At 46.4% G+C, this 20,732-nt stretch carries 19 protein-coding genes; 11 read left to right on the top strand and 8 right to left on the bottom strand.

Going from position 1 to position 20,732, the window contains the following annotated elements:
• The first annotated feature begins 32 nt into the window (after positions 1–32).
• From AACV78_RS21970 to AACV78_RS21960, 3 genes are all read left to right on the top strand, one after another.
• On the top strand, positions 33–1,868 hold the full coding sequence (locus AACV78_RS21970) for a M23 family metallopeptidase (RefSeq protein WP_339383758.1): 1,836 nt from the start codon (positions 33–35) through the stop codon (positions 1,866–1,868).
• Positions 1,869–2,054: 186 nt separating this feature from the next.
• Positions 2,055–4,340: a hypothetical protein gene (locus AACV78_RS21965; protein WP_194011415.1), complete on the top strand. Its 2,286-nt coding sequence runs from the start codon at positions 2,055–2,057 to the stop codon at positions 4,338–4,340.
• Between the two features lie 15 nt (positions 4,341–4,355).
• Positions 4,356–5,246 (top strand): glycosyltransferase family 2 protein, encoded by an 891-nt coding sequence (locus AACV78_RS21960; RefSeq protein ID WP_194011414.1) that lies wholly within the window; start codon positions 4,356–4,358, stop codon positions 5,244–5,246.
• A gap of 322 nt (positions 5,247–5,568) precedes the next feature.
• Here the strand turns inward: AACV78_RS21960 and ribE are convergent, their stop codons facing one another.
• Both ribE and AACV78_RS21950 read right to left on the bottom strand, forming a co-directional pair.
• A complete protein-coding gene (gene ribE / locus AACV78_RS21955) occupies positions 5,569–6,282 on the bottom strand; it encodes a riboflavin synthase (RefSeq protein WP_194011413.1) in 714 nt (237 codons plus the stop codon).
• Positions 6,283–6,284: 2 nt separating this feature from the next.
• The gene (locus AACV78_RS21950; protein ID WP_194011412.1) at positions 6,285–6,431 is read right to left on the bottom strand and encodes a hypothetical protein; all 147 of its coding nucleotides are present in this window, start codon (positions 6,429–6,431) and stop codon (positions 6,285–6,287) included.
• Between the two features lie 76 nt (positions 6,432–6,507).
• Here AACV78_RS21950 and AACV78_RS21945 point away from each other — a divergent pair, with 76 nt between their 5' ends.
• From AACV78_RS21945 to AACV78_RS21925, 5 genes are all read left to right on the top strand, one after another.
• Positions 6,508–7,014, top strand: a complete 507-nt coding sequence (locus AACV78_RS21945; RefSeq protein WP_194011411.1) for a bifunctional nuclease family protein — start codon at positions 6,508–6,510, stop codon at positions 7,012–7,014.
• Positions 7,015–7,019: 5 nt separating this feature from the next.
• Positions 7,020–8,150, top strand: a complete 1,131-nt coding sequence (locus tag AACV78_RS21940) for an aldo/keto reductase (RefSeq protein WP_194011410.1) — start codon at positions 7,020–7,022, stop codon at positions 8,148–8,150.
• Positions 8,151–8,641: 491 nt separating this feature from the next.
• A complete protein-coding gene (locus tag AACV78_RS21935; protein ID WP_194011409.1) occupies positions 8,642–11,863 on the top strand; it encodes a PAS domain-containing sensor histidine kinase in 3,222 nt (1,073 codons plus the stop codon).
• Positions 11,864–11,883: 20 nt separating this feature from the next.
• The gene (locus AACV78_RS21930) at positions 11,884–12,414 is read left to right on the top strand and encodes a hypothetical protein (protein ID WP_228042387.1); all 531 of its coding nucleotides are present in this window, start codon (positions 11,884–11,886) and stop codon (positions 12,412–12,414) included.
• A gap of 171 nt (positions 12,415–12,585) precedes the next feature.
• Positions 12,586–12,897, top strand: coding sequence for a hypothetical protein (locus AACV78_RS21925; protein WP_194011408.1), 312 nt, complete (start codon positions 12,586–12,588; stop codon positions 12,895–12,897).
• 83 nt (positions 12,898–12,980) lie between these two features.
• On the opposite strand, the gene AACV78_RS21920 is transcribed toward AACV78_RS21925, so the two are convergent.
• Positions 12,981–14,090: an extracellular solute-binding protein gene (locus tag AACV78_RS21920; RefSeq protein ID WP_194011407.1), complete on the bottom strand. Its 1,110-nt coding sequence runs from the start codon at positions 14,088–14,090 to the stop codon at positions 12,981–12,983.
• Positions 14,091–14,602: 512 nt separating this feature from the next.
• Between AACV78_RS21920 and AACV78_RS21915 the strand changes: the two genes are divergently transcribed.
• A complete protein-coding gene (locus AACV78_RS21915; RefSeq protein WP_339383757.1) occupies positions 14,603–15,076 on the top strand; it encodes a hypothetical protein in 474 nt (157 codons plus the stop codon).
• A gap of 462 nt (positions 15,077–15,538) precedes the next feature.
• Here the strand turns inward: AACV78_RS21915 and cobT are convergent, their stop codons facing one another.
• From cobT to AACV78_RS21890, 5 genes are all read right to left on the bottom strand, one after another.
• Positions 15,539–16,684: a nicotinate mononucleotide-dependent phosphoribosyltransferase CobT gene (gene cobT / locus AACV78_RS21910; RefSeq protein ID WP_194011406.1), complete on the bottom strand. Its 1,146-nt coding sequence runs from the start codon at positions 16,682–16,684 to the stop codon at positions 15,539–15,541.
• 188 nt (positions 16,685–16,872) lie between these two features.
• Positions 16,873–16,995 carry a hypothetical protein gene (locus tag AACV78_RS21905; RefSeq protein ID WP_255512995.1) on the bottom strand — a complete coding sequence of 41 codons (123 nt, stop codon included), beginning with the start codon at positions 16,993–16,995 and terminating at the stop codon, positions 16,873–16,875.
• A gap of 231 nt (positions 16,996–17,226) precedes the next feature.
• On the bottom strand, positions 17,227–17,982 hold the full coding sequence (locus tag AACV78_RS21900; protein WP_194011404.1) for a DUF2232 domain-containing protein: 756 nt from the start codon (positions 17,980–17,982) through the stop codon (positions 17,227–17,229).
• 306 nt (positions 17,983–18,288) lie between these two features.
• Positions 18,289–18,786 carry a universal stress protein gene (locus AACV78_RS21895; protein ID WP_194011403.1) on the bottom strand — a complete coding sequence of 166 codons (498 nt, stop codon included), beginning with the start codon at positions 18,784–18,786 and terminating at the stop codon, positions 18,289–18,291.
• Positions 18,787–18,888: 102 nt separating this feature from the next.
• A complete protein-coding gene (locus AACV78_RS21890; RefSeq protein WP_194011402.1) occupies positions 18,889–19,602 on the bottom strand; it encodes a Crp/Fnr family transcriptional regulator in 714 nt (237 codons plus the stop codon).
• 450 nt (positions 19,603–20,052) lie between these two features.
• Between AACV78_RS21890 and AACV78_RS21885 the strand changes: the two genes are divergently transcribed.
• Positions 20,053–20,649 (top strand): IS607 family transposase, encoded by a 597-nt coding sequence (locus AACV78_RS21885; protein ID WP_194074337.1) that lies wholly within the window; start codon positions 20,053–20,055, stop codon positions 20,647–20,649.
• A partial coding sequence (locus AACV78_RS21880; RefSeq protein ID WP_339383760.1) for a helix-turn-helix domain-containing protein occupies positions 20,597–20,732 on the top strand: 136 nt, incomplete at its 3' end. The genes AACV78_RS21885 and AACV78_RS21880, both read left to right, overlap by 53 nt.

Raw genomic sequence — 20,732 nt, 5'->3', positions numbered from 1 at the left:
TTGCGTCCCCTGTTGAGTTGGGAAAAAAAATCGTGAAACCAGTTCCAGACAAGCAAATAGCAGCCCATTTGAACACCAAACATCACAAAAATAACCCGAAAGGCGCTCGGACTCGATCGCGCCTTTTGTCCGATCGCTCGCTGCTGGTAGGACTGGGTTGCCTCGCCAGTCTGGGACTGCTCAGCAAAGGCCTAGTGTGGGCCCAGACCGAAACACCGCCAGCAGAACAAGCAGTCCCCGGTGCAGCAGAACTCCAGCCACTGTATGAAGCGCCTCTGGCCCCCCCGGAACCAGCAGTTAGCCAAGTAGAGCCAGAACCGTACTCCCCACCGCAGGCAGAAGCTCCGGCTCCCGAGCCTGTCTATGCCGAACCGCCTCGGGAGTCAGATTACGTCACCGAAGCACCTCCGGCCTATTATCTGCCGGAGCCTGCGCTGATTCCCCTGCCAGAAGCCACAGCCCAAGAGCCTCCTTTTGAAGCGCCAGTTAACCCAGTCCATACTGCTGAAGCCGACCATACAGACTACAGCGCTGGCGCTGAGGGCGGCTACGAACCGCCGACGAGAATCGAGTTTGCAGAACGATCGAGCGGTTGCGAAGGTTCCGGTGGCGGTTCGTGCGGGCCTGCTGCTGTGGACGAGCCTGTCACTGCAGAAGCAGCCCCTCCCAGCTACAGCCCCCAAACCCCGATCGCACAAGAACCCAACGACAGTCCCCACAGCCCGATCACCGGTAACTCGTATATTGCACCCCCGCCTCGAAATCTGCCACAAAACCTGGCGGAGAACGTTCCGAGCAATGTTCCGAGCAATGTTCGGGGAAATGCGGGCGATAACGATCGGGGTTATTCTGCCAATAAAGTCGATCGAGCCATTCAACAAGTAAGCAACAAGCTTTGGGGACAAGGAAGCAGCGGAGAATCTGCTTATGGGCCCAAGGGCTACTCGCCTAACTCTGGATATTCGGCTAACTCTGGATATTCGGCTAACTCTGGATATTCGGCTAACTCTGGATACTCCGCTAACTCTGGATATTCGGCTAACTCTGGATATTCGGTCAACCCTGCATCCTACGGCGTCCCTCCCGAACCCAGCATGGGACTAGGGCCGGTGCAAGTCGGTGCCGTTAGTGTCAGCAGCGGCAGCAATACAGGTTTTGCTTACTACAATCTCACGCCGCGTCCTTTAGGAATGCCCGGAAACGGCAACACCAGCCTGTTGTTTCCGCTATCTATTGCTGCCGACATTACTTCGCCGTTTGGGTGGCGGACTCACCCGGTTATGGGTTACGGCAGGTTTCACACCGGAACTGACTTGGGAGCTCCGATGGGAACGCCCGTACTGGCGGCCTATGCGGGTCAAGTGGCGATCGCCGATTGGTTGGGCGGCTACGGTTTGACGGTGGTTCTCGACCACAACAAACAGTCTCAGGAAACTCTGTACGGACACCTTTCGGAACTGTTTGTCAAACCCGGAGAGTTTGTAAAACAGGGAGAAACTATCGGCCGCGTCGGTAGTACGGGAATGTCTACAGGGCCTCACCTTCACTTCGAGATTCGGCAAATGACCGATCGGGGTTGGGTGGCGGTAGATCCGGGCGCTCAGCTAGAATTCGCCGTAGCCAAAATGATGGGCAGTTTAGAAACCGCCAAAGTACCCCTAATGCCGAAAATCGTGGAAACACTAAGCGCTAGGGGACTCAAGGATTTAGAAAGCGATCTGCCCATGCTTCCACCTCTGCCGCTGGGAATGGACATCGAAGTTCACAACCTCCAGCCACCATTCCCAGAATTGTTAAAAGCTGACACTTCAGCGCCCAAAGACAAGGAAGCTCTCAAACCCAAAACTCAGAAGCAAGCAAGCAGATAGGCTTTTGATAATGACTTGCATTCCTCACTACAAACCAGACAAGTTTGTAATGAGGAATGCGAGTCCTCTCCCAAGAAGGCTCTCAATCGATTACCATCACAAAAACCGCGAACCTGATAGATTTCTCGTTACCATTAAGAGCCTGGTAGCGAGGAAAAACCCATAAAAATTGGTAAATAGTAGCTTATGCTAATAACGCAGCATTTGTGGGAATTAACTTTATTTCTAATAATTGTATTCGGGCCAATTCCCTTAAGCTTGTTTCTGGCTTTCGAGAATCAAAAAGCAAACAGTAACTGTTCGTTTCCCCATTTTCTCCTCGTACTTCTGACGGGATGGAGCATCATACAAGTTTGTATCGGCTTGATTTTAGGAAGTGTCGATCGCCTAAATCTCGCTCAAGTCATTATAGCAGAAATTTTGATTTGCGCGATCGGCACAATCCCGATCTATACCAAAAAAAACAGAGCTTTTACCTTATCGCATTGGCAGATCCCCAAACTCAAACAACCCCTCAACAACTCCGAAATTCTAATTGTTTTGACCGCCGCTTTTGCGGGAATTGTGCTGTGTTACACCCTAGCAACCAAACCCACAACCAATTATGACTCATTGTGGTTTCACCTGCCCGCGATCGCCCGATGGTATCAAACCCATTCCTTTACACTATTAGATGCCGCCGGAAACTGGATTTTTGAACAGGAGCAAGCCCGAGTATATCCCTACAACTGGCACGTTTTATCTGCCTTGTGTGTAATCCCATTCAAAGAAGACTTTCTCGCAGCTTTTCCCCTGCTAATAGCCTGGGTGCTGGAAGGAATAGCCGTCTATCTATTGAGCGTAAAATTTGGCTCTACCAGAATTCACGCTATGGCAGCATCAACATTAGTATTGACAGTACCGATGGTGCTCAACCAAATTAACACCATTCACCCAGACTTACCGCTAGCTGCCATATTTACAGTCGGTTTGTATCTGGGTTTATCCTATCATAAAAGCCGCTCCGTCTGGGAACTCTCCCTATTTTTTGCATCGGTAGGAATGCTAGCCGGAATAAAAATTACTGGCCTAGTTTATGCAGCCTCACTCTTAGGAGGATTAGCAATATTAGAAATTACAAGATTCGCCCTTACTCAAGATTCCACACCAGCTAATTTGAGAATTCGCCGCTTTCTCAAACCAGTCTTGCTGTGCGGCGTAGCTTGTTGCTTGCTTTTAGGATGTTTTTGGTATGCGAGAAACTTGCTGCAAATCAATTATCCTGTCGGCGAAGTCGGCGATATTAAAATTCCCTTAGAGCCTGTTCGCATACAGTCTCCCATACCTGCACCAATACCTTCTGTAAAGCAGCCGCCCGCTTCGCCAGTTCTAAATATTTGGCAAAGCACTTTAGCAGCTCAATTTAATCCCAGCAATATTTCCCACTGGAAAACTGTCGGCTTACAAATCATTATTAGATTGCAACTGCCCTTTCTGGCGATCGCACTTCAGGTATTAGCAGCACCTCTGGCTTTGTTGCAAACTAAAACCAGAACAATCAATCAAAATAATATCATTTTAATTGTACTTCTTGCCAGCACCGGAATTCTGTATCTAATTACACCTTACACCTCCGGTACTGCTGGAGAGTCGATCGGTCAACTCAGCCCTATACTCGGTTTTAACCTCAGATACGGATTTTCCTTCCTAAGCTTGCTAGGTATAGCAGCAGCAGCTACAGCAACCAAATTAAAAACTCCGAATCAACTTGTCGTAGCAGTTGTTTTAATTGGCAGTATTTCCGGCATTATTAGCAACATAATTTTTGACTTGATTAAAAATGCTTCTTTTACCGGCAACAGTATTGTTTGGGGAAGCGGGTTGATTGACCGGTTTAAATCCGAGCCAGTGGAAGCCCTCAATATGGTGATGAAAATATTAGCTCCCTACGGGCTAGATTTAGCAATCTACCTATTAGCTTATATTGGCTTCATGCTGTTAGGTTGGATTTTGTTTAAGCAAAGTTCAAGTTTAACCGAGTTAAAAAATAAACTGGTAAACTTGAAAAAATCGAGTTATATCATGATAATTTTTCTGTGTATAGCATTAATCGCAAGTGCGAGTTGGGTGGCGAGGGAAAAACGAGATATTGCTAGAACCCAACTGTATCGAGGCATTTACGAATATATTGACAAAAATACAGTAGCTGATGAAAAAATAGGATTCTTTTTAAGTTCCCGCAGTTACTTGTTTTACGGGAGAAATTTAGACAGAAAAGTTTTATACATACCCTTTAGAGCCGATCGACTTCCGGCATGGATTGACAACCTCCGAAAAAATAAAATTAGCCTTGTGGGATTCGGGCCCATGACTGAGACAGACGAATACACCAAACAAGGTTTATCTTGGCTGACAAGTCCCGATGGCCCGCTACAACCAGTTTTCGGCAAAGATTTTAATACTGAGTCGGTGTTATATCGCTTGAAAAATTAAAAGTTATTAGTTATCATGAACCAAGCTAAAACTCTATTTTCAATTATTGTTCCGACGTACAATCGACCTGAGAAATTAGCGCAGTGTCTTCAGTCTTTTGTTGAACTAGAATATCCGCGCGATGGGTTTCAAGTCATTGTGGTTAACGACAGCACGGAAATATCTGTAGAAAGTACAATTTCTCCTTTTCAAAATCAGCTAAATCTCACACTTCTGACACAACCAAATTCTGGCCCGGCTACGGCGCGCAATACTGGGGCTTTTGCAGCCGAGGGCAAATTTTTAGTGTTTACTGACGATGACTGTACTGTGGCGGTAGATTGGCTGCGAAATCTGGAACGGCGATTTATGGAAACACCAGATTGCTTAATCGGAGGTCGGACTGTTAACGCGCTGCAGGATAACATCTATTCTACGGCCAGCCAGCAACTTATCGATTATCTTTACAGTTATTACAATGCTATTGGCGATCGCGCGCAATTTTTCACTTCTAACAATTTTGCTCTTTCGGCTGAGGCTTTCCAAAAAATCGGCGGGTTTGACACGACTTTTTCGCTAGCGGCGGGAGAAGACCGGGAATTTTGCTTTCGCTGGCTCAATGCCGGAGGCTGCGCGGTCTACCGTCCTGAAGTTACAGTTTATCACTTTCACGCCCTAACTCTGGGCAAATTTTGGCGGCAGCAGTTCAATTACGGTAGAGGTGCTTTTTTGTTTGGGAAAATTATCTCGAACAGCGGGGCTAAGGGGAAATTGCAACATCCGTCGTTTTATTTGAATTTGCTCGCTTATCCATTTTCCCACGCAGCGGGTATTCAAAAGCTATTAATTGCAGCATTGTTTTTTGTTTCTCAGGCTGGAATTGCGGCGGGTTTGTTTTGGGAGAAAAACAATGTTGTTGAGGAATAAATTTGGATTTTTTAACCGCATAGAGCGCAGAGAGCGCAGAGAGAGAAGTTAGTTTTAGTTGATAGTTTTTGGTTTCGCAGGCGGCAATTGTAGCGGGTTTGTTATGGGAAAAAACAATTTTGTTGGGGAATAGATTTGGATTTTTTTAACCGCATAGAGCGCAGAGAGCGCAGAGAGAGAGGTTAGTTTTAGTAGGTGCGTCAGCTTTGAGTGGTCGATTATTGATGGAATAGTTCGCTGTCGCACTCTACAACTTTATTCTTTAGTCTGCGGAGGCGGACTTCGTTTCTGTAGTAGCGGTTTCAACTGCCGAGTTATGCGATTACATGAATCCGTGTTCGGCTAAGAATTCTGGTGTAATTGTTCCCAAACTTTTGATTGCGGGGGTTTCTTCCCAGGATTCGGGATGCGGTTGTCGGCCGCTGCGGAGAAATTTTGCTACGTATTTGCCGAGTATATCTGCTTCTAAGTTTACTAAACTTCCTGGTTGCAAATATTTGAGATTGGTTTCGGAAAAACTGTGGGGAATTACGGCAATTTCAAACCAATTTCCGTCTGCATCGCAATCGGCCACGGTTAGGCTGATGCCGTTGACGGCGATGCTGCCTTTGGAAACGATGTAGGGTGCGATTTGATGCTGCCATGCCGAATTGGCTGCTGGTGGGGCTGCAAACTTCATTTCCCAAGCGTTGGCGGTTTGGGTTGATGTGGCTAAACTGCCGATCGCATCTACGTGCCCCGTCACAAAATGTCCGCCTAATTTGCTACCGGCGCGCAGGGAGGTTTCTAAGTTGACCAAAGCATCGGGGAACGATCCCAGAGTTGTGCGCCGCAGGGTTTCTGGGGAAGCGACGGCGACAAAACCTTGCGGCAGAACTTCTACTACTGTCAAACAAACTCCATCGACGGCTACGCTGTCTCCAATGGCTAAATCTTGTAAAATCTGGTAGGAGTTGCTTGAGGTGCAGGAAATTTGGAAGTAGTCGTTACCTAGCGACTTCAGTTTTCCGAGAGATTGAATTAGTCCTGTAAACATAGTTATTTTTCCTTGGTCGATCGCTTATTTAAGTCAAACCACAAACCAGACGCAGGAGCTTTGGCCGCCCCCTCTCCCCCCCAAGTCAATCTAAAATCTAAAATCGACTCATGCCGATCGGTTGCAGATTCAGGCGAAGATCGAGTCATACTGGATTTAGCAGGTCATTTTTGTGTCCGAGTTCTTTACCGCCTTGCAGTGTCTTAATTCTATGAGGCCGATCGAATGATTGAAATGAAAGTCGCTGGAATTGCCTTAGATGCAGCCACGCGCAGCCCTATTGTCCTATTGAGAGACGCTACTGAGCGACGCGCTTTGCCTATTTATATCGGTCAGGAGCAGGCTAAGGCTATTATTAGCGCTCTCGAAGGCAACAAGCCTCCTCGACCCTTAACTCACGATCTGATGGTCACTTTTTTAGAGGCCTGGAGTGTTACTTTGGAGCGGATAGTGATTCACTCGCTGCAAGATAACACGTTCTATGCCGTGCTGATTGTCCGTCAGGGAGAAGTTAAAAAAGAGATCGATGCCCGACCCAGTGACGCGATCGCCCTCGCCCTGCGAACGAATAGCCCCATCTGGGTGATGGAAGAAGTTGTCGCCGATGCTTCGATACCGGTCGATCGAGATGCTGATGAGGCCGAACGCCGCGCCTTCCGGGAATTTATCTCAAACCTCCGCCCGGAGGATTTGATCAAGAGAAGCGGCTTTAGCTCCGGCGAAACTTCCTAAAATTTATGCGCTATCGACGGTTTGGCAAAACGCAGTTGCACCTGTCTGTATTTTCCTTGGGAACCATGCGCTATTTGGCTTCTGAGGAAACTGCCCGTCAGACTGTACAACAGGCGCTGTCTATGGGAATCAATCACCTGGAAACGGCGGCGGGTTACGGTTGCAGCGAGGAATATCTCGGTGTGGCCATCTCGGCTGGTTTGTCGATCGATCGATCGCGCTTCCACATCACTACAAAAATCCCCCCAACGGACGATGCTGCTGCAATGGAACGCTGCATCGATTCGTCTCTCAAACGCTTGAATCTAGACTATATCGACTGTCTGGCAATTCACGGTTTGAATGTTTGGGAACATTTGGCGATCGTGCGATCGCCCACAGGCTGCATGAGCGCCGTACAAAAAGCCCTCGCTGATGGCAGAATTCGGCACGTCGGTTTTTCGACTCACGGGCCTCTGGAGCTGATTTTGGCGGCAATTAATACAGATTTGTTTGAATTTGTCAATCTGCATTATTACTATTTTTTTCAGCGCCACGCCCCCGCAATTCAACTCGCCAAAGACAAAGATATGGGCGTTTTCATCATTTCCCCGGCAGACAAAGGAGGGCAACTCTACACGCCCCCGGAAACTCTCACAAAATTGTGTTCGCCTTTCTCGCCTTTAGAGTTGAACTATCGGTTTTTGCTGAGCGATACTAGGATTGGGACTGTGAGCGTGGGGGCTGCAAATCCGAGAGAATTGGAACAACCTCTGAAATATTGCGATCGCGACTTTCCCCTCACCGACAGCGAAATCGCTGCATTTGCGAAGTTAGAATCAGCTATGGTCGATCGTTTGGCAACCGACAAATGCAGCCAGTGCTATGCCTGTTTGCCTTGCCCGGAAAACATCAACATTCCCGAAGTGTTGCGCCTTCGCAATCTCGCCGTTGGCTGCGACATGACGGACTTCGGTAAATACCGCTACGCGATGTTTGAAAATGCCGGTCACTGGTTTCCCGGCAACAAAGGCAACCGCTGCACCGATTGCGGCGAATGTTTGCCCAGATGTCCCGAAGAGTTGGACATCCCAACTCTGCTAAAAGATACTCATCAACGACTAGGCGGTAAAGCAGGGAGGCGGTTGTGGGATTGAGGCGAAGCAGCCAAAACAGGGAAAAGCTCGATCGAGCCGATGTCGAGTGATGCCAGAATTAAGTTAGACTTTTTTTAAGTAAATTTACAATACAGTCGATCGCAAAAGTACCTAGTTTGGGGACTGCCTTCGCTAGTATCCCAATTTTGCAAAAAGCATTTTTGTTTGAGTGCGAGCATCCTGCACAGCCCAGCCTACATCTAAGCGCAAACACTTTTGTGAAAGCGCCTGTTTGGATGCTTCCAACACACTTTAAATAAGAGCCAAAATAATATGTAAAAACAACTAAATAACACAATCAGATCGAACGAAAAAAACAACCATTTTCTGAAATACCGATCATTTTATTACTGGGTTAGGCAGGGCGAAACCGAAGAATTTTATAATGATTGATTAACTAACCGAATTGGACTTCAAATCTCAAGTCTCAAATTGATAATTTCAGATTAATGTATCGCGTGTCATCTAGAACCGATTCAGCATCTACTACTATGAATCAAACTCAGTTAAATGACAGTCAGCTAAATTGTCCGCAGCTAACTCAAGTTGCGACTTCTGAACAACTCAAAGTAACTTCCAAGCCGCACAACTACAACTTTTACTTCAGCAGAAAACAGTTAATCGGACTGCTGGCTTTACAAATAATCTTGCCAGTCGGATTAACGGGAGCAGCTTTTTTGCTAACATCAGCACTTAGCAGCAATCAACTGCAAAATCAAGCTAAATCAGAATTGAGCCTTAGTGAAATTAACGACAATCTCAAACTCGATCGCGCCGTCCACCATTTGCAAAACTCCTCTGACAGCAAAATTATCGCCCAAACAGCCTCAATTTATAACAGCGATAAAAACATTTCAAATTTACAAGAATCTGTTAAGAAGATTCTGGAAAATCAAGTTAAAATAGGGGGGATAGACGGCGCGGTTTTAGTTGAAAAAAATCGGCAAATTGTGGTTAGTGTCAACTCCAACCTGAAGCTAGCAAGTTTTAACCTAGAAAAAATAGTCGATCAAGTATTTGCTGCAAAACAGCCAATTACCGCCACCGAAATTATTGCTCGATCGGAAATTCAGAAACAATTGGGATATTTGCCACCAGCGGGCGATCGCCCTGCGGTAGTCCGCTACACAGCAATTCCCGTAAAAGATCCCAAAAATCAGACAGTGATTGCTGCCTTAGTGTTGGGAAAAATTCAGAATCAAATGCCGGCAGTTGCTATCGGCGAAACAGTCAATTTACGCAGTGGCGGATATCGCGCTATCTACACAGCGCTGGCTGACGGTAAATTTGTTTTGGCAAGCGCGCAAACACTTACAAAAAATCAAGAGTTGCCAGATTTGCTGGCAGACAAATCTGTGCTAATATCTGCACTCGCCGCCGAGGGCAAACCAGTCGCCGCCCAGCTAAAAACAGGCAGTCAAACTTATACAGTAGCAGCCCGATCCCTGGACAATTTAGCCGGAAAACCGACAGCAATTTTAGTGCGGGGCATTCCCAAAACTTCTGAAATTTGGTGGGAGAACAATTGGCTGCTGCTGGCTTTGTCTGCGACAGTCGCCCCCGTAGTTTTGGCAGTTGCAGTCGCCCGCCGGATTGCCAAACCAGCTAACTCTGTTTTACTAACAACCGATGGGAATTGGGCATCTAATTCTAGGGCACAACCGCTGCTGCAATCGGGGAAGTTCGATCGCGCTTCTGATAATTTATCCGATCGGATAAATTTGGCTGAATTTGGTTTATTTTCCAAAAAACCGAGTTTAGACGGTCAATTAGTGGTTGATTTTCAAGATAATTTTTTTTCGGGCGATGGAGGACAAATCGCCAATCCCGAAATTCCGCTAACTTTCCCACCCGGAGAATTGCATGAAAACTGGATTTCTCAGCAGCCGTTGCTGGTAAGTACAGAACTAGAAAAAAGCGCGATCGCCTTAAATCAAGTCCAAGAAGCTTGGCAAGATTTAAATCGCCTCAACTGGGAATTGCAGCAAGAAATAGTCGAACGCCAAAACACTAAAAAAGCCCTGCGAAAGAGCGAAGCACTGCTGCAAGCCATTTTAGACAACTCAACAGCAATGATTTACATCAAAGATGTTGACGGAAAATACCTGCTCACAAACAGCCATTTTGACAGTTTGTTCCACAGGACAAAAGAACAAATAACAGGCAAAACTGACAGAGATATTTTTCCCGAAGACTCTTGGGCAGCCTTGCGAGAAAATGACCTAAAAGTTATCGAGACCTGTACGCCTTTGAGCATTGAAGAAGTCATCCCTCAAGACGACGGGCCGCACACTTATATTTCTCTCAAATTTCCCCTCTGCAACTCCAAAGGCAAAGTTTATGCAGTCGGTACAATTTCTACAGATGTCAGCGATCGCAAAAAAGCTGAACTCACCCTAGAAAAAGCTAAAGCAGAACTAGAAATAGAAGTCGAACAGCGCACGCTATTCCTCAAACAAGCCAACCAACTATTGGAGTTTGAACTGGCGGCTAAGGTTCGCGGGGCGATCGCCGTCAGACAAATGACCGCCCAAGTAGCCCGACACGCCAGAACAGTTGACGGCATTCTCCGCGCTTCCCTCGATTTAATTTTTTTGGTCGATCGATCGGGAAAATACACCTATGTCAGTCGCATGGCCGCTAAAGCTGCCGGCATGAACGCCAGAGAAATGATTGGCAAAACCTGGCAGGAATTAGGCTGGTCGCCAAAAATTATGCAGCGAGTTCACCAAGAATGCGACACCGTATTTGCCACAGCCGAGTCGGTCAAAGGCGAAGTAATAGTCCCCACCGCCACCTGGGGAACCCGCGACTACGAATACATTCTCAGCCCGGTTGGGGGGACAGACGGCAGTGTGGAATCGGTGGTGGCGACGTTGCGGGATATCACGGATCGCAAAAATGCCGAGGAAGCGTGGCAGTTGGCCAAAGAAGCTGCAGAAGTCGCCAACCGCGCCAAGAGTGCTTTTCTGGCAAACATGAGCCACGAGTTGCGGACTCCCTTGAACGCGATTATTGGTTATAGCGATATGTTGGTGGAAGATGCCGAAGAGTTGGGCAATTTAGAAGTTGTCTCGGATTTAGACAAAATTCGCACTGCTGGCAAACATTTGCTGCGGCTGATTGACGACATTCTCGACATTTCCAAAATTGAAGCTGACAAGATGGATATTTACCTCGAAAGCTTTGATGTTGGCGGGTTAATTGAGGAGGTGGCGACAACTATCAAACCGCTAATGGATAAAAACGGCAATACTTTGCAAGTGTTGATTGCTGAGAATGTTGGCGCTATGCACGGCGATTTGATGAAAGTGCGACAGGTAATGCTGAATTTGTTGAGCAACGCGGCTAAATTTTCGACTGATGGGACGATCGTGCTTAATGTCGAAAGAATTACCAGCGCAGAATTAAAAAATAAATATCAACCGAGGGTTGCTCAAATGTTAATTTTGGATTCAGACTTTTTAGTTTTCCGAGTGACGGATACGGGCATCGGCATGACAAAACAGCAGCAAGATCGACTATTCCAACCTTTCACCCAAGCGGACAATTCGACTACTCGCAAGTACGGCGGTACTGGTTTGGGACTGACTATCAGCCAGCGTTTTTGTCAGATGATGGGCGGCGATATTGAAGTTAGCAGCGAGTTGGATTGCGGTTCTACTTTTACTGCTTGCCTGCCTGCTTCGCTGTTTAGGCGATCGGAATTTTAACTTTTTTGTCGCAATAAAATATGATGAATTACCACAAACTGCCCCACATAAATCAAGATTTCCCCCGCAGACCTAGCATTTTGACAAAAAGTTTATTTTTGTTCTCAATTGCCAGTTCTACCTGCATCACGGCCTTGCTGTGGGGACAATCTGCGGCGTATTCCCAGCAGCGGTTTTGCCCGACTGGTAGCGCTGCGAATTTCCCGCCGCCGCCGCTTTCGCAAGCCGAACCAAGCGTGCCGAGTCTGTGGTTAGCTGAAAAACTGTTTGGCGGCAAATTGCTCGATCGCTGGTTTGTCGATCGCAACAACACTGCAGTAATCATCATCGTCAACCGCCAACTGTGGAGTTTGCTAGATTATATCGAACGCTATCAGTTTGTCAACCGCTTCGGCACGGTTTCGAGCGAATACGGTTACAATCTGCGAGTTTGCAACCCTCAAGGGAAGGCTTTGGCGGTTTATTCGTGCAAGGGCGATCGGCTTAACTGTAAAATTGATTTAGATTCTCTCTCAAATCCAGGACTTAGAGGCAAAAAGAAAGGCTTTTAGTAGGGTGCGGCAGTAGCGATTTGTTTTCGGGATAATCGATAAATCAAAAGCTGACGCACCGTGCCTTTGAGCTTAAAAAATGTCGCTTACAAAAATGCAGTTTTGAAAAGATTCAATGTGAAAATAAACAAGCAAGTGTTATAAAAATCACTACCAAAATAACAGAAAAAAATGGCTCTTCCTAAAAAAGCTTCACGTAGTATCACCATAAACGGCGAAAAATATCGTTGGCTTGCTTCAGGTCACGATTGCGGAATTGATTTGTGCATAGAGTTATATGAGAATCCTGCTCAGAGATTGATGACAGGTTGTTCTTATGATTATCAAGCTATTACGCCTGTGATGGTGCGTGAAATAATTCTCTATGGCTTAGCACAAGGATACACGCCTCACAAAAAAGGTCAGATTTTTTGTTTACCTGAAAATTCACCCTTAGTAGTAGAGAATTTAACAACTAACGCAGCTTACAGGTACAACTGGTGACTGACGAACCCTACGGTTTAAGGTGCGTCAGTTTTGATGATTTTCTCGGCGCTTTTGGGCTGGTGACTGACGCACTCTACATTTTAACTTTTAACTACTTGCCGAATTTCTTGCCAGAGCGATCGGTATTGCTGAATCCCCGCCTCCCCGAAAGGCAGCATAAAGTCGCTAGCAGCCAGAATTTTAGCAGGCGGCAACAGCACGGGATTAGCGCGAATATCCGCAGGCAAATCCTCGGGTTTCATGCCAATAATTATGGGCGAACTAGCTTTGGCCAGCAAAGATAATTGAGGCGCAATTTGAGGCTGCAAACAAAAATCAATCCATTTTTCCGCTAACGAAACTGCTTTTTTCGATGCGGGTTCTACCCACAAATCCGTCCAAAGTGCAGTTCCAGAAACCGGAATTACTAAAGCAAGATCCTTTTGAGTTTGTAGCAGCGGCAACAAGTCGCCAGAGGAACCGACAGCCAACCAAGTATCGCCTAAAACTAGCGGCTGCAGGTAAGCGTCGGAACTGTAAAATTTAACTTGTGCGTTCAGATTTGTGAGTTCTTTTTTGAGGTTTGGAACTCGATCTAATTGCTGCGTATTGTAAGATTTTCCCAGTTTTTTTAAGGTTAAACCGATAACTTCTCTGGCGCTGTCGGGTAGAGAAATTCGATCGCGCAATTCGGGCTTCCACAAGTCACTCCAATCTGTCGGAGTCCACCCCAAAGCCTTAAATTTGTCGGTTCGATAGGCAATTACCGTACTTCCCCAGCGGTAAGGTGCCGCCCAAATTTTACCTTTAGCGTCCAATTGACCGTCATCGTTGCGCCGGACGAGTTTTTGCCATCTTTCGGGCAATTTTGACCAATTATCAATTTTAGCAGGATCGATCGGCTTAATCAATTTTTGCCGTATTGCCAAAGTCAGCCAATAATCTCCCAACATCACCAAGTCAGCTTGATTTTTGGCTTTCGGAATTCGTTTCCACTGCTGCAACAGCGCGAATAATTCTTTTAATTGTGCTTCCTGCGTTACCTGCAAAACCGGAGACGGTTGTAAGTCGCGGCTAAATTTGCTTGCGAGTTGGGCCGGAATACCGTTTTTGAGCGATCGAATTTTGAGAATGGGCTTCGAGTCGCATCCTGCCGCCAATTGACTTAAAGTTAGGGTGGCTGCACCCAATAGCAAAGACCTTCGTTTCACCTGTGAACCCGTTTTATCTAAATATTAAGCGATCGTGTTGTATTCAGCCGCCAGAAAAATAATAGTTTATTGAGTCCGGTATTTGGCGCTGAGTTGTTTTAGTCCAGGAGGCGCGGGCGTCCGTCACCTTTGTTTTTAGAGAAAATTATTCTCGCGCTACCCGCAGTCAGGGTAAAAAAACTCAGCTTTGAAGGTCTTCATGCGTCCGGGAGCGTGTTTTATTTTTTTCTGAAACACAGAGCCATTGTACTAGGTTTTGCTGCGATCGGAGTTTGTTTTACCGAAAGCGCTGGTGGCGCACAATTAATTTAACGGAAGACTCCGCCATCCCACTCGCAGAAACCTGATTGTATCATTCTGATTAAAGGTTAGAACGAAGTGTCGGGGTTAACAAACCTCGTTTCAGCCTCCAAGACAAGCTAAAATCTAAAATCTAAAATCCTGAAACTGAGTCCCTAAATCTACCGTCAGGATTTGAAACACAACAATTACCTCAAAAATTAAATAATTTAGTGATAAATGCCAGTTATGTAAAGATTTCCCTAGAATGTAAAGATATAAGTCACGAGCCAAAGGATGATGGTATGGAAGCGCTACGCCAGCAAGTTACAGTATTGAGTCAACAAGTCGAGGCCCTGTACAAACTCATAGAAAATCTCAATGAAAAGTTATTAGAGTCGGCCACGGAAACGAAGCAGGCCCAGCGGCAGATCGACGATCGCCCTGGAACGGTAGGAAATGACCAAACCTCGTCAGATCAAACCTACAGCCGTCTCGACTTGTTCCTCGAACACAAGGACGTACTGTTAGATGACAGCTACTTCGACAAGAATTCTCAAAGCTTTGAAAAAGAGCACAGTACAGAAATTCAAATCCAGCGCCTCACTGCTCAGCTAACAGCAGCATACAATCGAATTGCGGCCTTAGAAGAACAGTTGCTCTCCAAAAGAATATACTCGCACCACGTAGGCGGCGGGTCTAATTAAATATTGCTGCTGGCGATCGGGCATTAATTGCAGAAAAAATACAAGTAGCGTAAATTTCGGCTCGTCAACATATTATAGAGAGATTGCATGGAGTTTTTTCTCTCCCGCAATTAGCATGATAAACACTGCATCTAAGCGAAATATGGTGTAGGAAATTCTGTAAATCTGAGAGCAAAAATGCTACAGAAAATGATATTATCCAGCTAAAACGAAGCGGGTTGAGCGGCACAAGTAGCTTCACAGTTTGAGAGGCGGATCTGAATTTTTAATGTTTAATTCCTAAAAGTTGGATATTTGCAGGCTGCTTCGAGCATCTCCGGCTTGGTAAAAAGTATTTTTTTGCTTGAGTGCTTGAGTGCGATCGCCCCCCGAAGCTAACCCTAAAATATACCTCTTGCAAAAATCACAAATTATCTAAAATTATCTGCGTCGATTTGTGTTTATCTGCCTTTCATCTGCGGTTTATGTATCAGATACTCCCCTAGCTTTGAGAAGATTCGTCTCATGTTTAATTTCGCATCGCGAGGCTAAAGCTTCAACAGCTTGGAGAAGTTGAGCCGGAGTCCAATTTGCACTCAGCCCGCTGGCGATCGCGCACGCTCCAGCACCCACACCCTCTTTAACATACCCGCGATCGTAAGCCTGCAGTTGCCCGTAGCGAGAACCCGCAAAACTGAGCTGCGCCGCCAACAGAGGCACACCGCCGATATCCTTAGCAAGTCCTACCGTGTCCCCTGTCGGGTCTTCGACCACCCAGCGCGTAGTCCCCACCGTGACTTGTTCGGGACACCACAACAGAGCATATTCCCGCGCTAAGGCTTCAATCAAAGCGTAGACTGCCAGCATTTGTGTGCCGCCAGCCAAGAGCACCCCACAAGTCCGACTCGCGGCGATCGCCATTCCCGCCACCGCTATCTGCATCGGATCGCCCACCGCCGCTACCAAATCCAGGGGAGTGCTATTTTCTCCGCCAATTTTCCACTCAGCATTATTGAGTCCCGCTGTCACCGCAGCCAATTTTTGAGCGTGATTGCAGCGAGGGTGAGAACTGTTAACCTTTCCCGCCGCCGCAATTTCCAAACCCATTAACACGGCCAAAGCAGTAGTAGTTCCCCCAACTACGCACTCCCCTAAAATTAAATAACTGCCATTAGTTTGGGCGGCTAATTTAGCTCCCCAAATTAACCCTTGTTCCAGCAAATGTTTGACTGTTTCGAGTTCTAAAGCATTGCCAGAAATCAGACATTTTGCTGCAGTACCGCCCAAATCAATTGCAGGTACGGGAGGCGGCAGGGGTAAACCAGCATTAAACAGGTAAAGGGGAATTTCCAAAGCTTCGACTACAGCGCGAGAGATCAGTACCGGAGAAGCACCGGCTTCTAGGGGCGGCAAAGCATACTGGGGCGAGGGTTGGGGGCCGTTATACAAAAATTCTGCATCCGCCAAACAAGTAAACTGTCGATCGCGCGGTGTTGCTCCGGCTGCGGAAATCCCCGGAATTAAGCCTGTCGCGGTGAATCCTAACACGCAGGCAAATATCGGTTGCTGTCCCCGATGGCGATCGAGCCACCGCTGGCCCCGTCCAATTTCTGTATAAATACCAATCATTTATTAGTTATGAGTTATGAGTTATGAGTTATGAGTTATTTGTTATTTGTTATTTGTTATTTGTTATTTGTTATTTGTTATTTGTTATTGGTGAGCGGGAATTAATTTTTCTTCTTACGTCCCGATTTTCTTTTAAATTCTGACTTCTTACCTCAAAATACCTCCCTTAAATCCGTTAAATTCCTACATTATTCGTTTGCATAACTTCCCTCTTCCCTCAACATCAATCCGTTACATCCTTTAAATCCGCTACATAATCCGTTGCCGAACTTGCTGACATCCGTGAAATCCGTTACAAAATCTTTCTTCATTCTTCTTTCTTCCTGATGACGTTGTACGAAAAGCTCGGAGGCGATAGCACTAATGACTGATGACTAATGACTAATGACAACTAAGAGGGCCCGCACGCACCATCCACCGCCCCTAATGACTAATGACTAATGACTAATGACTAATGACTTCTTCCCTCTTCCTTCTTCCTTCTTCCTTCTTCCTTCTTCCTTCTTCCTTCTTCCTTCTTCCTTCTTCCTTCTTCCCTCGTATTACTCTTCATAATCAATTAAAACCTGCACCCAACGCGGCGGCCGCGGAATCGGATTTCCCAAACGATCGAGCAACAGCAAAGCTACTAAATGTACGACAAATAAATAAACAATATTGTTAACCAAAATCATCCCGGCGGCGATCGCCCCAATTGCGTCCAAACTCGGCACCATCAGCCAGCCCAGCTTCACAAACGCCCATTCCACCATCTCTGTTACCTGCACAGTGATGTAAACCCAGAGATCTTGGCCCACCAAAGCTGACAGCAGCCAAAACCGAAAAAAGAAGCCGACAGTACCAATTAGCGCGCCCACAATAATAGATAAAGACCAACTCGCTTTGCGCCTCCAAAGTCCTCCCAGCGCCACTCCCATAATTCCAAAAGGAATCACGTATAAAATGCTCCGCGTCGGGCCCATGAGTACCGAAAGCAGCAAACCCGATACCAAAGCTGACATCCAAGCGGCTCGGTTTCCCCAGCGCAGGTAAACCAAGGCGATGGGGAGCGGGAAAAAAACCCGCAGCAAAGGCCCCAGCGGAAAGTAATAATTTACCAGCCAAATCAAGCTAGCCGTACTTGCCAAAAATGCGGTTTCTACGAGCCTCAAAGGCGCTTCCGGGCCAGCGCGCGCCCCCGTATCTGGATTTGGGCGATCGCCCGCCAAATTTGAAATATCTGCCGTTTGGGGATCGTTATTTGTACTGGGTGAACTGCTCGAATTAGACGCGGCATCTGCTGACAAAAAATCACTCATCCGATTTTAGATTTTAGATTTTAGATTTTAGATTTTCAGGGACTTGGCGCTGGCTGATTCCCGGTTTTTGATTCCCGGTTTTTGATTCCCGGTTATTTGATTAGACTTGAGTTGCACAAGCCTTCGATCCAGAAACCGCAGATATCGGGCAGATTCAACACACCCTATAGCAGATAATTTCAGGGTATTTTCCGATTTTTGCAATTCAACTCTATTTGGGATTTTTGATTTTAGGAGAAACCGGGTTTAGATGCCTGCGCCAGTCTTATTTTAGATTAATTTTATCCGCCCAACTTTGGGGCAGTATCATTTTTCGGGTTGAGCGTCCTGAATTACAAACACCGAACAAGATGCGTGGTGAACCACATAATTGCTGACACTGCCGAGGAAAGCTTCTGTGAAGCCCGTGCGGCCGCGCCTCCCCACTACTATTAAATCTGCGCCCCAATTTTCGGCAGCTTCACAGACAGAATGCCCTGCATCTCCATCCATTTTGCAGTCAAATTCTACTTGCAATCCTTGTTGAGTGGCAGCGTCGCAGTAATTTTTTAGCAAGCCCGAAGTCTTTTCGATCTCTCTTTCCTGCCGCAAACGTTGAGCTTGATAAGCTCGATCCATTAACTCGACATTCATGCCCAAATCTACTGGAATTGGTACTGCCGTCTCGCCCAGCGTGTTGACAGTAACGCAGTGAAATAGCATCATCTGAGCTCGATCGCCCACAGCTAATTCTAGAGCTTGACTGAAGACGCGCTGGCCCAGTTCAGAATCATCAACGGCGGCGAAAATTTTCTTAAAACTCACAGCTTTACCTCCAGCGGGAAATCATCAATATCAGTTAATTAACAGAGAGTGCTTTTTAATTAGATTCTAATTAGCAATTCTAATTAGCAGTCTCTGATACTTCTAGACTAACAGACGCTCCAAGGCGTGTAGGTCGGGAATGCACAAAACGTCACGTTCGCGCTGAATTGTTCCTTTTTTTTCCAGCTTGCTGAGCACTCGCGTTACTGTTTCCCGAGCCAGCCCGCTGAGGCTGCTCAATTCTCTGTGTGGCAGGTTGGGAATTTCTGTGCCTCCTGTTTCCAGGATTTTTTTGCCTTGCCCCTCTGCCAAAAATAACAGAATATCTGCTACGCGCGAGGTACTGTCCGATTCTCGCAAACGCAGGCGGCGGTTGACTTGTCGCAGGCGGCGAGCCATCAGTTGAGCTAGCCGAATGCCTGCTAGGGGTTCGGTATGAATGAGCTGCACAAAATCTTGAGCTGGCATATTCCCGATCAGTGTCGGGGCTAGGGTGATGACATCTGTCGATCGCGGTGTTTCTTCGATCGCTGCCATTTCTCCAAACAATTCTCCTTTCCCTAAAATATTCAGTGTTACTTCTTTTCCGTCTAGGTTGTAGGTACGAATTTTTACCCAACCATCCAATATAAAATACACAGATGTTCCCCAGTCATTTTCCAGCAAAATCACTTGATTTGACGGATGACTCCGGGTAACGATGTGGACAGTTGCTCTTTCAATTACAGGATCGGGTAAACCTACAAAAAAAGGAGTTGAAACAATCAATTGATTTATATTAGACTGCGGATCTCGGGTGTTAAAGCGGTCTTCCATGAGGCCATTATTTTAATTTACGCGCTTGAGCTGCGCTGGGCAGTTAGAAATAGTTGGCAGCCGAGTCATTCGATGAGAAATTCAAAATTTGAGAAACAACTATCTCAAATCGGCAATTTTACCTCTCAAGTTAGGCGGTCTATCGGTCGAATATGGAAATTAATACCTTCAAGTTCTGATTGCGAGCTAGAAACTAAAGAATATACCATAATTTTTTAGATATATACCGCAGAGCAAATTTTATTAACAAAATTTAAGCAGCGTGGCAAGCTGCTTGTGCCGATCGAGTTAACGAAGACCAGCACTTGACGAAAACAAGCTTAACACTGTTGAGAGATTTGTGGTCAGCCGGCTCAGCAGTCGATCGGCACGGAGAACTAACTAAATAAAAAAATCCCCGGACATCGCCGGACAATATGAGATAATCAAACAAGAGTTGAGGAAAAAGCTATTGTCAGGTACGTCCCACCCAAAGAAGCGTCGTCCATCCTTGGAGTCAACGAAAGAACTCTCCGACGTTGGGAAGAAGCAGGCAAAATCCAAGCAATCAGAACACCGTCAGGGCAAAGAAGATATAACGTTGACAGATTTGCCGCCGGAGCCACTAGAACCGACAACCGAATTGCCGTTGTCTATGCTAGAGTCAGCAGTCGCGCACAACAACCCGATCTCAACCGACAAATCGCTCACCTTAGCAGTCTCTACCCAGAAGCCGAAATCTGTAGTGAAGTTGGAGGAGGACTTAATTTCAAACGGAAAAAGCTTCTTGCCCTATTGGAACGCATCTTCAAGGGAGATGTCCGAATGGTTGTCGTTGCCCACAAAGACCGATTGGCAAGATTTGGGTTTGACTTGTTCAAATGGCTGTGCGAGCAACACCGGTGTGAACTCGTGGTACTCAACGAAACAAACCTTAGTCCAGAGCAAGAAATGGTTGAAGATATCCTGGCAATCCTCCACTGCTTCAGTAGCAGATTGTACGGACTCAGAAAGTATAAAACTCAAATCTCACAAGATCAGGATTTACCCGAGTCAGGAATTAAATAAAGTCTGGCGTAAATGGCTAGCAGCCTGTCGTTATTGTTTCAACCAAGCAATAGCAATGCAGCGCAAAAAGCGTTTAAGCAAGC

The organism is Tychonema sp. LEGE 07196, from assembly GCF_963890365.1.
Lineage (GTDB): Bacteria > Cyanobacteriota > Cyanobacteriia > Cyanobacteriales > Microcoleaceae > Microcoleus.
The sequence above is the reverse complement of the archived record's forward strand: the minus strand, read 5'-3'. Positions and strand labels throughout refer to the sequence as shown.

Excerpts from the sequence above, each read along its gene's own strand:
- cobT (WP_194011406.1), bottom strand. The coding sequence starts at position 16,684 with ATGATTGGTATTTATACAGAAATTGGACGGGGCCAGCGGTGGCTCGAT.
- AACV78_RS21945 (WP_194011411.1), top strand. The coding sequence starts at position 6,508 with ATGATTGAAATGAAAGTCGCTGGAATTGCCTTAGATGCAGCCACGCGC.
- AACV78_RS21925 (WP_194011408.1), top strand. The coding sequence starts at position 12,586 with ATGGCTCTTCCTAAAAAAGCTTCACGTAGTATCACCATAAACGGCGAA.
- AACV78_RS21960 (WP_194011414.1), top strand. The coding sequence starts at position 4,356 with ATGAACCAAGCTAAAACTCTATTTTCAATTATTGTTCCGACGTACAAT.
- ribE (WP_194011413.1), bottom strand. The coding sequence starts at position 6,282 with ATGTTTACAGGACTAATTCAATCTCTCGGAAAACTGAAGTCGCTAGGT.
- AACV78_RS21965 (WP_194011415.1), top strand. The coding sequence starts at position 2,055 with ATGCTAATAACGCAGCATTTGTGGGAATTAACTTTATTTCTAATAATT.
- AACV78_RS21935 (WP_194011409.1), top strand. The coding sequence starts at position 8,642 with ATGAATCAAACTCAGTTAAATGACAGTCAGCTAAATTGTCCGCAGCTA.
- AACV78_RS21905 (WP_255512995.1), bottom strand. The coding sequence starts at position 16,995 with ATGAAGAAAGATTTTGTAACGGATTTCACGGATGTCAGCAAGTTCGGC.
- AACV78_RS21890 (WP_194011402.1), bottom strand. The coding sequence starts at position 19,602 with ATGGAAGACCGCTTTAACACCCGAGATCCGCAGTCTAATATAAATCAA.
- AACV78_RS21950 (WP_194011412.1), bottom strand. The coding sequence starts at position 6,431 with ATGACTCGATCTTCGCCTGAATCTGCAACCGATCGGCATGAGTCGATT.
- AACV78_RS21930 (WP_228042387.1), top strand. The coding sequence starts at position 11,884 with ATGATGAATTACCACAAACTGCCCCACATAAATCAAGATTTCCCCCGC.
- AACV78_RS21940 (WP_194011410.1), top strand. The coding sequence starts at position 7,020 with ATGCGCTATCGACGGTTTGGCAAAACGCAGTTGCACCTGTCTGTATTT.
- AACV78_RS21900 (WP_194011404.1), bottom strand. The coding sequence starts at position 17,982 with ATGAGTGATTTTTTGTCAGCAGATGCCGCGTCTAATTCGAGCAGTTCA.